The sequence below is a fragment of the Amycolatopsis sp. NBC_00348 genome, from assembly GCF_036114655.1.
Classification (GTDB): Bacteria; Actinomycetota; Actinomycetes; order Mycobacteriales; family Pseudonocardiaceae; genus Amycolatopsis.
Window position 1 is genome coordinate 383,947 of the sequence record NZ_CP107994.1, and the last position, 12,768, is coordinate 396,714.

The window sequence follows — 12,768 nt, forward strand, 5'->3', positions numbered from 1 at the left end:
CCCGGGAGCGGCGCGATGAGCACCGTGCTCGCCGTCGTGGTGTTCGTCGTCGCCTACGTCTTCATCGCCACCGAGAAGATCCCGAAGATGGTCGCCGCGCTGGCCGGCGCCGGCGTGGTGCTCGCCCTCGGGGTGACCGGCTCCGAGGACGCGTTCTACTCGCACGACACCGGGATCGACTGGGACGTCATCTTCCTGCTGCTCGGCATGATGATCATCGTCGGGGTGCTGCGCCGCACCGGCGTGTTCGAGTACATCGCGATCTGGGCGGCGAAGCGGGCCAAGGGCTCGCCGCTGCGGATCATGGTGCTGCTGGTGGTGATCACCGCGGTCGCGTCGGCATTCCTGGACAACGTCACGACGGTGCTGCTGATCGCCCCGGTCACCCTGCTGGTCTGCGACCGCCTGGACATCAAGCCGACGCCGTTCCTGATCGCCGAGGTGCTGGCGTCGAACATCGGCGGGGCCGCAACGCTGATCGGCGACCCGCCCAACATCATCATCGGCAGCCGGGCCGGGCTGTCGTTCAACGACTTCCTGCTGAACCTGACGCCGATCGTGGCGATCGAGGTGGTCGCGTTCGCGCTGGCGCTGCGCTGGGTGTTCCGCGGCTCGTTCGACGTCGACCCGGCCCGGGTGGCCGACGTGATGCGGCTCAACGAACGCGAGGCGATCCGCGACCGCGGCCTGCTGATCAAGTGCGGCGTCGTGCTGCTGGCGGTGTTCACGGGCTTCGTCGGCCACTCGCTGTTCCACATCGAGCCCTCGGTGGTCGCGCTGCTGGGTGCCGGGGTGCTCGTGCTGATCTCCCGCACCGAGCCGTCGGCCTACCTCGCCGGGGTGGAGTGGGAGACGCTGCTGTTCTTCGCCGGGCTGTTCGTGATGATCGGTGCCCTGGTGAAGACCGGGGTGATCGGCGACCTGGCGAAGCTCGCCGCGGATGCCACCGGCGGCGACGCGCTGGTGGCGGTGATGCTGATCCTCGTCGTGTCCACGCTGCTGTCCGGCGTCATCGACAACATCCCTTACGTGGCCACGATGAGCCCGCTGGTGCTCGCGCTGACGCAGGACATCCCGGACCCCGGGCATGCCGGCGCGCTGTGGTGGTCGCTGGCGCTGGGCGCGGACTTCGGCGGCAACATGACCGCGATCGGCGCCAGTGCCAACGTGGTGATGCTGGGGATCGCGGCGCGGTCGGGGAGCCCGATCTCGTTCTGGGAGTTCACCCGCAAGGGCGCGCAAGTCACGCTGCTGACGGTGCTGATCGCGGCGCCGTACCTGTGGCTGCGGTACTTCGTGTTCTCGTAAGACCGCCGGAAGTCCATTGTGGATGGACCAAGGCGAGAGCGACTCCTGTTTCCCGACACGGTCAGGGCCCCGGACAACGGGGTATCCGCGGCTGTCGACGGGTGCGCTCGCGAGGGGCACGCAAGGCCAGGCTCACGACAGGAGAGGGCAATGTCCCTCATCGACGGGAGTTTCTCGTCGGCTGCACCGGTTTCCGCCGCGCACGGAGTCGTGATGCGGAACAGGCCGCACGATTGCGGCCCCGCGGTGTTCGGCCGGAACGTCCGACGCGCGCCGAAGCGAGCGGCCGGTGCGTGGTCGAGCTCGGTGACCCGGCCGGCCGGGACGAGCCGCAGGCCCCCGAGCAGTGCCGGGCGTGACGCGATCCGGGTCAGCAGTCCCGTGCCGATGGCCAGGCACCCCGGACGAGTGAACGTCCACAAGAGATCCTTGCGGGTTTCCTCACCGGGGAACGCCGACGACGTCGCTGGTGCCGCCACGGACGTAGGGTCACCTGATGGCAGGTGACGGTTCGCTTGGCGCAGCCCCCTGCGCGGGCCGTGGCTGACGTCGGTGTTCGGCGCCGTTCTCCTGGCGGCGCTGCCTCGGTGGCCGCGCGGGCGGCGATCCGCTCGAGCGTCCGGCCGGTGATCGTGAGCCTGCCGCGTTCGTCCAGGTCCGCCGGCGCGGTCCGGGACGGGAGGCTCGGCAGGTTGCGGTGGTCACGGCGGCTCAGCCCCGGTCGCGGCCGGTCAGCTGGGACAGGTCGAGCTTGCCGTCCAGCACACGGCCGACGAGCAGGCCGAGCGCTGCGAGGATCAGCACGATCACGAAGGCGCCGAAGCCGCCGAACGCCGCGGCGAGACCGAGGGCCAGGCCGGTGAGCAGGCCGAGGTGGGTGGCGGTCATGGTTGTTCTCCTTGCTGTGGCGATCGGCCCGGGCGGCTCAGGAAAGCGGTGGCGCGGACACGGCGTCCGGGCTCTCGAGCGTGACCTCGATGGCCGTGGGGGCGGCGAAGTCGCCGATCCGGACGTGCACCGGGCGGTCGACCGGCCCGACGGCGCCGCGGACGTCGAGGGAGATCCGGGTGACGGTGGCCGGGTAGCGGCCGGTGACGCCGACGGTGATCTCGTCGGGCCGGATCCGGACGCCGGGGATCCGGCGGCCGGGCAGCAGGGTGGCGATCTCGCCGAACCGGCCGCTGTGCAGGCCCGCCACGCTCGGGAGGGCCGTCACGGCGACGGCGATGCGGTCGGCGTCGATCTCGACGCCGGCGTTCACTGGACGCGGCCGGTGACGACCGTGGTGTCGTCCTCGTTGCCGTCACCGGGGATGTGCACGTCGGAGACGTTGATGTTGACCTCGACGACCTCCAGGCCGGTGGTCTGCTCGACCGCGGTGATGACGTTGCGGCGGACCGAGCGGGCGACGTCGGAGATGGAGACGCCGTACTCGACGAGGATCTGCAGGTCGACGGCGGCCTGGCGCTCCCCGACCTCGACCGACACACCTTGCGCGACCGAGGCCGAGGCGCCGGGGATGCGCTCGCGGATCGCGCTGAACGCCCGGGCAGCGCCGCCGCCGAGGGCGAACACCCCGGAGACCTCGCGGGTGGCCAGACCGGCGACCTTGGCCACGACGGTGTCGGCGATGGTGGTGACGCCCTGCTTCGACACCAGCGCTCCGGTGGCGGCCGGCTCGATCACGGTCGAGTGGGCGGGGGTCTTGGTGACGGCGGGGTTCGTCATGGCTGCTCCTCGGATCGAGTTTCGTTGCCTGGAGCGGAAGTTCGCGGGGTTCGCCGCACTTCCACGTCACTACGACCCGGGTCGTAGTGAATCGTCACGGCCCGATCGTGTGACCCCGGTCTCCTGCGGGAATCACCGACGCGGATCTGGCGGGGTCGCCCGGACCAGGCAAGCCCGATCGGTTGCCGGTTCCCGCCGTGGACGGACACTGCTGTCGGTTCTGCGGGCACACACCCGTGGCGTTTTGTCCCGGCCCAGACCCCGCCGCCGGCTGCGTTGAGCATCAAGGAAGGCCGAGGCGTGCATGCAAGCTGACCACAGGACGACGACGATTTCCGGGGCCTGATGGCCGTCTCGCGTGGGCGGCCGAGCGCCTGGCTGGACGGTCAGCTGCCGGCGGGTTCGTGCCAGGTCAGGTCGGCGCCGAGTGCTGTGGTGAGGCGGGTGATCGTCTGGCGGCTGGTCTCGTCGTTGGCGTGCTCGGGTAGCCAGGCGCAGGCGATGTAGGCGGCGGTGACGTCGGTTGTGGCGCAGGCGGCGGCGAGGCATTCCTCGATCCGGGCGAGGGAGGGTCCGGGGCCGGAGGGAAAGCGTGCGCCGGGCAGTTCGGCGCTGTCGATGACGTCGATGTCGAGGTGGAGGTAGACGGGGACCGGGCCGAGCCGGCCTAGAGCTGCGGTGATCGCGGCGGGGTCGGCGGGCACGCGGTGGACCTGGCTGGTGGTGAGGGCGTCGCGCTCGGCGGGGTCGAGGTCGCGGGCGTCGGCGAGCACGATGCCGGCGTCGGGGACGGGTCGCAGGCCGAGTGTGTCGTCGAACAGGCCGGGTGTGCGGCCGGTCAGCATGGCCAGTGCCATGCCGCCGACGTAGCCGCTGGTCGAGATGGCGGGGGTGTTGAAGTCGCCGTGGGCGTCGAGCCACAGCACGGCCAGGTCGGGGTGGCGGCGCTGCAGCGCCGCCACCGACGCGCGGGAGGTGGGGCAATCGCCGGAGAGCACCAGAGGCTTGGCGGCCTGTGTCACCGCGTCGAAGGCGGCTCGGTGTAGCAGGTTCATCCGGGCGGGGACGGGCCCGGTGGGGAGGGGCGGACGGACGACCTGAGTCGCGGTGGCGGGAATCGGAAAGGCCGGGATGTGCTCGTCGAGGTGCCAGGGCGTGACGATCAGGTCCCACGCGCCGTCGGTGCGGTGGTCAGCCACGAGGTGCCTCTTCTTCGTTCCGGTGGGTGAGCAGGTCGAGCAGCCGTCGCAGCTCGGCGGCGCCGGCGTGCAGGTGTGCGGTGAGTTCCGCTCTGGCTTGCCCGGGGCTGCCGTGCAGGGCTTCCAGTAGCCGCCGGTGGTCGTCGGTGGTGCGGCCGAGTTCACGGCGGGAGCGTTCGGCCAGTGCCAGGGCGAGGCGCTGTTCTTGCTGGAGCTGTTCGTGGATGCGGCGCAACCGGGGGCTGCCGGTGGCCGCGACCAGGGTGGCGTGGAAGAGCCGGTCACCGTCGAGCGCGGCGGCCGTGTCGCCGCGGTCGAAGGCGCGTTCGATCTGATCGACCAGGTCGGCCAGGGTTTGGTAGATCTCCGGGTCGCGGTGCCCGGTGAGGGCGTCGGCCGCGGCCAGTTCCACGGCGGCGCGGGCGGCGTAGATGTCGGTGATGTCCGGCCCGGTGACGTCGGCGACGACGATGCCGCGGTTCATCTGGTAGCGGACGAGGCCTTCGCTTTCGAGGGTTCGCGCGGCTTCGCGGAGGGTGCTGCGGGAGACGCCGAGTTCGGTGGCGAGGGCGGCTTCGCGCAGGGGAGTGCCTGGCGGCAGCCGGCCGGAGAGGATGGCCTGCCGGACGGCTTCGGCGGCCTGCTCGGTGGTGCTCTGCCGCCGGATGCTCGCACCCAGGCCGGTGCTCGGATCCGCCACGGTCACCAGCCTCCCCGCGGGGCATCCTCGTACACCGACGCTATCGCCTCGGTCATGCTGACCGAAGGTCCGACGTCACCGCCGTCAAGGGTTCGCACCAGCCGACCTCCTCTTTTGACGCAGTCTGCCGCACAGGTTGTCAGATTGTCCGGCAATCCGGCAAGGCGCTGGTTCGCGGTTGGCGGATTCGCATCGGGCGGCCGATACTGCCCTCGCGGGCGTCCGGTTCGGCACGGCGATGTCCCGCGCGAGGGATGGCGCGGATCGGGTTGACCACGACCACCACACATCCGCTCATCCGATCCGCGCGGCCACCGGCTCCGAATCCCCGGGCGCGGGGCGACGACGGTGGGTGCGGATGACTGACGTGCGGGCGGACGACGGCGACACGGCGCGGTCGCTCGCGGCCAGCGTGCTGGGCGGCCTCGACGAGCTGACCGACGGCCTGGTCTCCGTGATCGGCGACCAGAACCCCGGCTACCGCCTGGTCGACGTCGTGCCGCGGGACGACCTGTGGCACTCGTGCCACGACAACCTCCGGCGCGTGCTCCAGCTCATCGGTCACGCCGGCGACGCCGAAGACTTCTACGACGCGGCCCGCGCCACCGGGCGTCGCCGCGCCGAGCAGCAGCTGCCGCTCGACGACGTGCTGCGCTCCTTCCGGCTCGGCGGGCGCCTGGTCTGGCAGGCCCTGACCGATCAGGCCCGGGCCACCGGAGAGGTGAACAACGAGGCCATGCTCGACCTCGCGACCCGGGTGTGGGAGGTCGTCGACGCGATCTCGGCCCAGGTCGCCCAGGCCTATCACGCCACCGAGCGCGGCATGGTCCGTGCGGACGAGCAACGCCGCGCCTCCCTGTGGGAGGGCCTGCTGCAAGGGCGGGCTGCCGACACCGGGTTCGCCTACGAGGCCGCCCGCACCCTCCGCCTGCCGATCTCCGGGCGCTACGTGGTCGTCGCGGCGGCCGGACCCGGCGACGCCGATGCCGACTTCGCCGAACCCCTGGGAAGCGCGCTGGAGGATCTCGGGTCACCGTCGGCCTGGCAGTCGCGTGCCGACGTCCTCGTCGGCCTGGTGGCGCTACCCGGTCGCGACGTCGCCGGCGTGGTCGCGGCCGTCGGCTCGGTGCTGGCCGTACCGGCCGGGGTGTCCCTGGTCGTCGACGGCCTGGCCGCGGTGCACGCGGCCTACCGCCAGGCGGTACTGGCGATGAGGACCGTGCCACCGGGCCGGTCCGAGGTCGTCTGCCTCGCCGAAAGGCTGCCCGAGGCGCTGTTGCTCAGCTCGCCCGAACTGACCGAGTCCCTGCAGCAGAACTGGCTGCGAGGCCTGCTCGACCTGGGCGGCGACGAACGCGAACTGCTCCTGGAGACCCTCTCGACCTGGGTGGGTACCGGCGGGTCGGCGACCCGCTCGGCACAGATCCTGCACTGCCACCGCAACACGGTGCTCAACCGGATCCACCGGATCGAAGGGCTGATCGAGCAACGCCTGACCGGTGGCGACCTTTCCTTGGAGCTGGCTCTCGTGGTCCGCGCACTGCCGTTCCTCCCGCCACCGCGCGTGCCCTGACAAGCACCGGCTGTGCACCGTGCACAACGACGCTAGGCCAAACGTAGGCAGTCAGGGCATTCTTTTGGCGGCGTGATCCATGCAACACTCCGGCTCGGCGGCGTCCAGCCCCGCACTTCTCCGACACCGTCGTTCGAGAGGAACCAGCCGCTCATGGCCCACCACGTCCCCGCCGAGCAGCCACCCGAACCCGAACCGCGCACCCTCGGTCGCCGCCGCTTTCTCGGCTTCGTGCTCGCCGCGCCGACGCTCGCCGTCGCCGCGCAGATCGGCGTCGCCGAACTCGCGCCGGGCCAGGCCGAAGCGTCCATTCCGTCGCTGCCGCAGCCCGAGGACATCTTCGACCTCGGTGACCTGCAGAACGTCGCCGCCCTCCCGACCTCGGGCCTGATCACCGTCGGTGTCGGCACCGACGGGCGCGCGTCCTTCGCCGTCCCGCGGGCCGAGGTCGGACAAGGGATGACCACCGCGGTCGCGATGATGATCGCCGAAGAGCTCGACCTGCCACTGGACCGGATCGACGTCACCCTCGCCGACGCCCGGCCCGAGCTGCTGATGAACCAGCTCACCGGCGGCTCGAACTCGATGCGCAGCATCTACACCCCGGTCCGCACGGCCGCGGCGATCGCCCGGCAGCGGCTGCTCGCCGCAGCGGCCGCGCAGTGGGGCGTCCCGGTGTCGCAGCTGACCACGGCGGCCGGGACGGTCCGGCACTCCAGCGGCCGCCAGGCGAGCTACGGCTCGTTGTCGAAGGCCGCGGCGTCCGCGACGACGATCAGCGTGGTCGCCACCTTGAAGGCGCGCTCGGAGTTCAAGGTCCTCGGCACACCGCAGAACCGGCTCGACGCCCACGCCTCGGTCACCGGGACCAAGCAGTTCACCCTCGACATCGACGTCCCGAACGCGCTGCCGACCATGGTGGCCCGGCCGCCGACGATCAACGGCACGCCGCGGACGATCGCCAACGCCGCGCAGGTCAAGGCGATGCCCGGGATCACCGACGTCGTCGCGATCGCGCACGGCGTCGCGGTGCGCGGCCGGACCTTCGGTCAGTGCGTCGACGCGATCCGCGCGCTGAAGGTCACCTGGGGACCCGGCACGGTGGACGGCGAATCCGACGCGACCGTGTTCAAGAAGCTCAAGGCCGCGCAGCTGCCGATGGCCGTGCCCGGTCTGCTCGACCAGTACATCGACGCGGAGTTCACCTTCGCCGCCGCCAGCAACAGCCCGCTGGAGACCGGCGCCGCGATCGCCGACGTCCGGCCGGACCGCGCGGAGATCTGGTCGTGCCTGAAGGTGCCGATCGTCGCGCAGGAGGACATCGCCAAGCAGCTGGGACTGCCCCAGGACGCGGTCAAGGTGCACGTGACCCAGGGCGGTGGCTCGTTCGGCCGGCACCTGTTCCACGACGCGGCCGCCGAAGCGGCGGAGGCGTCGCAGAAGATGGGCAAGCCGGTCAAGCTGATGTGGTCGCGCACCGACGACTTCCGCCAGGGCCGGATCCACCCGATGTGCGTGACGCGGGTGCGCGCGACGTACCTGCTGGGCAACGTGCTCAGCTTCGAGCAGCGGCACACCAGTGTGCAGACCGAGTTCAGCCACGGGCTGGGGGAGATGCTGACGGCGTTCGCGTCCCGGCTGCCGATCGCCGGGAACCTGAGCTTCGCCGAGTCGATCTTCCTGCTGAGCCAGTCCTCGCCCTACAACTTCGGCGTGACCACCCAGCTGCTCAACGAGATCCCGCTGAAGTTCAACACCGGCAGCATGCGCAACATCTACTCGCCGAACGTGGTGACCGCCGAGGAACTGGTCGTCGACCAGCTGGCGAAGAAGTTCGGCAAGGACCCCGTCGCGTTCCGTCGCGAGTTCCTCAAGGACGACCGGCTGCGCGCGGTCCTCGACAAGGCCGCGCAGGTCGGCAACTGGGGCCGCGCGATGCCGGCCGGTACGGCGCAGGGCATCGCGTTGCACGCCGAGTACCGCGGCGCGATCGCCGTGCTGGTGGAGATCGACTGCCGGCCCGAGACGGTCGACCGCGAGATCCCCGACGCGGTCACCGGGCCGCGGGTGACGAAGGCGCTCGTGGTCGTCGACCCGGGTTTCGCGATCAACCCGCGTGGCCTGGAGGCGCAGATGATCGGCGGCCTCAACGACGGCATCGCGATGTGCCTGACCTCGAGCGTGCACATCAAGGACGGCATCCCGCTGGAAGGCAGCTGGGACAACTACTTCTACACCCGGGAGTGGAACACCCCGCCCGAGACGCAGGTCGTCGTCATGCCGAACACCTCGGCCAATCCGAGCGGCGCCGGTGAGCTCGCGGTGGCGCCGTCGTTCGCCGCGGTGGCGTGCGCCTACGCCCGGGCCGTCGGCAAGATGCCGACCTCGTTCCCGGTCAACCACGGCACGCTCAGCTTCGAGCCGCTGCCGCTGCAGCCGTCCACCCCGCCCTCGCCCACCGACGGTCTCGACCACGCCTTCTAGGAGCCAGCCGTGCCTCAACACACCTTCAAGGTCAACGGACGGCAGGTCACCGTCGACGCCGACGACGACCTCCGGCTCCTCTGGGTCCTGCGCGACCTGCTCGGGATCACCGGCCCCAAGTACGGCTGCGGCCTCGACGTCTGCAAGGCCTGCACCAGCCACATCAACGGGAAAGCGTTCAACCCCTGCTCGGTGCGGGTCGCCGACATCAAGGACACGGACGAGATCACCACGATCGAAGGGCTGCCCGCGACGGTCGGCAAGGACCTGCACCCCATGCAGGAGGCGTGGCTGCAAATGGACGTCGCCCAGTGCGGTTACTGCCAGCCGGGCCAGATCATGGCCGCCGTGGCGAAGGTCAAGCAGGCGACCGCCGCGGGGCACGCGATCACCGATGCCGACCTCGACGAGATCCGCAACATCTGCCGGTGCGGCACCTACGCCAGGATTCGGGAGGCGATCCAGGCGGGAGCCGAGAACATGTAGCCAAGCGGCGGAATCGGTCGGCGATGGGGTGCCACTCTGCGCACCTTCGACGCCGTCCAGGATTCTGTCCGGGAAGTTCTCGGCCTGAACCGGGCGGCCTGTCGAGAACGACGGTCACCGCCGCCCCGGTCGAACCCGTGTCAGCGGGGCCGTTGCTTGTCGAGAGCCAGGACCAAGTCGGTCCAGGCCCGCTCGGCACCCGTTGCTTCGGGTGCCCTGGTCTGGAGGGCGACGCGGTCGGCGTGGTCGAGGTTCGTCGTGGCGGCCGCGTGCGGCAGGGTGGGTCGCCAGATCATCGCCGTGCCGTCGGCGTGGCCGGACACCGTCGTCGTGGGCGTCACCGCCAGAGCCTCCACGCGGCGGTGGGTGCGGACCGTCGCGGTGGCTGCCGTCGGCAGCTCGTACCAGGTCACCGTGCCGGCCAGGTTGCCCGTGACCGCCATGCTTTCCGTGATTCCGACGTGTACGACGCGTTCGTGCTGCGCGCCTCCGGCCTGTCCAACGCCGAGATCGCCGCCACGCTGCACCTCGCGGAGGCGACCGTGAAGTCCCACCTGGGGCGGATCCTGCACAAGCTCGAGCTCCGCGACCGGATCCAGGCCGTGATCTTCGCCTACGAAAGCCGCCTCATCCACCCGGCGTGACGTCCACGGGTCGGCGCGATCACCAGTGCGCCGGACTCATGCAGGCATGTGCCGATCTCGCTCCCGAAATCGTGGCTGAAGAGGCTTTGGCAATCATGATTCACCCGCCTTTCGCCGGCTTGCTGACAGCGCATGGCGGGAGATGTTGCGATACGACCTGTAGGCGCACGCTCACTGCGAGGGATCGGCAGAGCTAACTGGTGGAGGGGTCATGGCAGAGGGCGACTCGGGAAACGATTCCTGTCCCGTGGCACAGGCTTATCCGTTCAGCCCGCCGCACGCGCTCGACCTCGATCCGACTTACGCGCGGCTTCGCGCGGCCGATCCGGTGGCCCGGGTTCGGCTGCCGTACGGGCGGGACGGCTGGCTGGTCACCAGGTACGCCGACACGCGGACCGTGCTGGCCGACAGCCGGTTCAGCAGGGAAGCCGTTGTGGGCGTTGACATTCCCCGGGTGCGTCCGGAGCTGACCGATCAGGCCGGGTCGTTGCTCTCCCTGGATCCGCCGGCGCACGGCCGGTTGCGGCGGCTGGTGGCCAACGCCTTCACCAAACGCCGGGTGGACACCCTGCGCCCGCGCATGGAGCGCGTGGTGAACGATTTGCTGGACAAAATGTGCGCGGCCGGGCGGCCCGCCGATTTCGTGCGGCACGTTTCGGTGCCGCTGGCCGTGACGACGATCAGCGAATTGTTCGGCATTCCCGAAGCGGGCCGGCCGCGATTTCACGCCGGGGCCGCGGCCGCGTTGTCGACGTCGGCGATGAGCCCGGAAGAGCGCCGCGCGCACCGCGCGGACCTGAACGACTACCTCGTCGAACTGGTCGGCCGACGCCGTCGCGAACCGGCCGACGATCTGCTCGGCACCCTGGTGGCGGCCCGCGACGAGCGCGACCGGCTGTCCGAAGCGGAACTGGTGCAGCTCGCCTGGGTCGTCCTCGTCGCGGGGTACGACGCGACGATCAACCAGATCGGCAACATGGTGTGGACGCTGCTGAGCGAGCCGGACCGCTGGACCGCGGTCGTGCGCGAACCCGACCGGCTGACCGCGCGGATAGAGGAACTGCTGCGCTTCATCCCGCTCGGTGTCGCCGCCGCCTTCCCGCGGATCGCCACCGAGGACGTGGAACTGAGCGGTGTCACGATCCCCGCGGGTGACGCGGTGCTGCTGCTGGTGCACGCGGCGAACCGGGACCCGGACGTCTTCGCCGATCCGGAGGTGCTCGACCTGGACGGCGAATCGGGTGCGCACCTCGCGTTCGGCCACGGGCCGCACCACTGCGTCGGGGCGCAGCTGGCCAGGATGGAACTCGAAGTACTGCTCAGCACGCTGGTGCGGCGGTTCGGCGGGCTCGAGCTCGCCGTCGCGGCCGGCGACGTCCCGTGGCGCGCGGGCGGGATGTTCCGCGGTCCTCGCGAGCTGCTCGTGACCTGGTGATCCGCCGGGCGCTCGAGAGCGAGCCGGCTGTCACGGGCTGAGGACGTCCGTGACGCCGGCCGGCACCGTCCCGGCGAGCAGCGCGCCGAACGCCTTCGCGATCGCCTCCGGGCCCTGCTGCCGGCGGATGGTGAGCCACGCGGTCGCCGACTCGAGGAACCGCTGCTCGGCCTCGTGGTAGCGGGCGTAGAACCGGCTCTCGCCCTCGTCCGCCACCATCCGCTTCTCCGCCCACGGGGCGAAGAAGAACTGCGGCTTCGGGTCGGTCAACGCGGGTCCGTGCTGCTGCGAGTCCGGATGGGTGAAGCCGACCAGCGCGACGTGCCCCAGCGCGCCGGCGAACCGCTCGTGGACGTCGGTGATCACCCGGTGGGAGCCGGTCAGGTCGACCAGCACCGCCGGCGCGAGCACCGAGACCGCGGCCGGCTCGTCATACCGGGCCACGGAGCCGTAACAGCCGATCCCGGCGGCGAAGCCGTGGTTGGCGGCGGAGGTGAGCCCGGCCGTCGGCAGGCCGGTGTCCCGGGCCAGCAGGTGGGCCAGCCCGATCGCGGTCCGGCTGGACGCGCTCGTGATCAGCGCCGACTTGATCCCGTCGGCCGCCAGCCCGGCGACGAACGCGGCGAGGGTGAACGACGCCGGGAAGATCGGCCGGAACACCGCCCGCTGGTCGTCCAGGTCGTCCGGTTCGGCCGCCGGCTGGAACGTCCGGTACCAGGCCGGCATGAACGCCCGGTCCGGAGCGGCGTCCTCGAACCCGCGGGACGTCGGCAGCGCCTCGACCGTGTGGTGGGTCCCGATCGGCACGAAGCCGAAGTACCGGCCGCCGACCGGGATGGCGGGGTTGCGCGAGTCGATCACCCGCACGAACGCCCACACCGGCACCCGTCCGTACCCCGCCGGGGCCGGAAAAGCGTTCCAGTACGGCAATGTCTGGTCGCCGAGCCGGGCGTAGGTGACCACGTTCATGGTCAGCGCGAACTTCTCGACCTCGAGCCGCACGGCACCCGGCGCGAGCGCGGGGTGCGCCGCCGCCCGCGGGCCGGTGACCGTCAGGTCGGCCCGCCGCACCCACAGCTGCCAGTTGTCCACAGTGGACATCGACGCTCCCTGCCGGAGATCGTGCGCGTGACCGGGCGAGCGTCCGGCGCTCCAGCCCATCGTGGCCGCCGGGCGGTCCCGGTCACGTCTCGCGGGTTGCGGACCCGCCG

Annotated in this window: 12 protein-coding genes and 1 pseudogene; 6 read left to right on the forward strand and 7 right to left on the reverse strand. The window is 71.1% G+C overall.

The window, feature by feature from the left end; all coding sequences use genetic code 11:
• Positions 1–15 precede the first annotated feature (15 nt).
• Complete coding sequence (locus tag OHS58_RS01750; RefSeq protein WP_328646911.1) at positions 16–1,308, forward strand: ArsB/NhaD family transporter; 1,293 nt, start codon at positions 16–18, stop codon at positions 1,306–1,308.
• A gap of 711 nt (positions 1,309–2,019) precedes the next feature.
• Here OHS58_RS01750 and OHS58_RS01755 read toward each other — a convergent pair.
• The 5 genes from OHS58_RS01755 to OHS58_RS01775 form a co-directional block, all read right to left on the reverse strand.
• Positions 2,020–2,196, reverse strand: coding sequence for a hypothetical protein (locus OHS58_RS01755; RefSeq protein ID WP_326959566.1), 177 nt, complete (start codon positions 2,194–2,196; stop codon positions 2,020–2,022).
• A 37-nt stretch (positions 2,197–2,233) separates the two neighbouring features.
• Complete coding sequence (locus OHS58_RS01760; RefSeq protein WP_326943191.1) at positions 2,234–2,569, reverse strand: hypothetical protein; 336 nt, start codon at positions 2,567–2,569, stop codon at positions 2,234–2,236.
• The gene (locus OHS58_RS01765) at positions 2,566–3,036 is read right to left on the reverse strand and encodes an Asp23/Gls24 family envelope stress response protein (RefSeq protein ID WP_326943190.1); all 471 of its coding nucleotides are present in this window, start codon (positions 3,034–3,036) and stop codon (positions 2,566–2,568) included. Before OHS58_RS01765 ends, OHS58_RS01760 begins: the two co-directional genes overlap by 4 nt.
• 386 nt (positions 3,037–3,422) lie before the next feature.
• Positions 3,423–4,235: an arginase family protein gene (locus OHS58_RS01770; protein WP_328646912.1), complete on the reverse strand. Its 813-nt coding sequence runs from the start codon at positions 4,233–4,235 to the stop codon at positions 3,423–3,425.
• Positions 4,228–4,935, reverse strand: a complete 708-nt coding sequence (locus tag OHS58_RS01775) for a GntR family transcriptional regulator (protein ID WP_328646913.1) — start codon at positions 4,933–4,935, stop codon at positions 4,228–4,230. Before OHS58_RS01775 ends, OHS58_RS01770 begins: the two co-directional genes overlap by 8 nt.
• A 358-nt stretch (positions 4,936–5,293) precedes the next feature.
• Between OHS58_RS01775 and OHS58_RS01780 the strand changes: the two genes are divergently transcribed.
• The 3 genes from OHS58_RS01780 (at position 5,294) to OHS58_RS01790 (ending at position 9,478) form a co-directional block, all read left to right on the forward strand.
• Positions 5,294–6,508, forward strand: coding sequence for a PucR family transcriptional regulator (locus OHS58_RS01780; protein WP_326959573.1), 1,215 nt, complete (start codon positions 5,294–5,296; stop codon positions 6,506–6,508).
• A gap of 153 nt (positions 6,509–6,661) precedes the next feature.
• Complete coding sequence (locus OHS58_RS01785; protein WP_328646914.1) at positions 6,662–8,992, forward strand: molybdopterin cofactor-binding domain-containing protein; 2,331 nt, start codon at positions 6,662–6,664, stop codon at positions 8,990–8,992.
• A 9-nt stretch (positions 8,993–9,001) separates the two neighbouring features.
• On the forward strand, positions 9,002–9,478 hold the full coding sequence (locus OHS58_RS01790) for a (2Fe-2S)-binding protein (RefSeq protein WP_326943185.1): 477 nt from the start codon (positions 9,002–9,004) through the stop codon (positions 9,476–9,478).
• Positions 9,479–9,618: 140 nt separating this feature from the next.
• Here the strand turns inward: OHS58_RS01790 and OHS58_RS01795 are convergent, their stop codons facing one another.
• Positions 9,619–9,921 (reverse strand): hypothetical protein, encoded by a 303-nt coding sequence (locus tag OHS58_RS01795; protein ID WP_328646915.1) that lies wholly within the window; start codon positions 9,919–9,921, stop codon positions 9,619–9,621.
• Between the two features lie 24 nt (positions 9,922–9,945).
• On the opposite strand from OHS58_RS01795, the pseudogene OHS58_RS01800 reads away from it, so the two are divergent.
• Together OHS58_RS01800 and OHS58_RS01805 are read left to right on the forward strand one after the other, a co-directional pair.
• Positions 9,946–10,122: pseudogene (locus tag OHS58_RS01800) on the forward strand (response regulator transcription factor); the annotation flags it as partial.
• A 247-nt stretch (positions 10,123–10,369) separates the two neighbouring features.
• Complete coding sequence (locus OHS58_RS01805; RefSeq protein WP_326943183.1) at positions 10,370–11,557, forward strand: cytochrome P450; 1,188 nt, start codon at positions 10,370–10,372, stop codon at positions 11,555–11,557.
• 30 nt (positions 11,558–11,587) lie between these two features.
• On the opposite strand, the gene OHS58_RS01810 is transcribed toward OHS58_RS01805, so the two are convergent.
• Positions 11,588–12,658 (reverse strand): DUF2855 family protein, encoded by a 1,071-nt coding sequence (locus OHS58_RS01810; RefSeq protein WP_328646916.1) that lies wholly within the window; start codon positions 12,656–12,658, stop codon positions 11,588–11,590.
• Between the last annotated feature and the right edge of the window lie 110 nt (positions 12,659–12,768).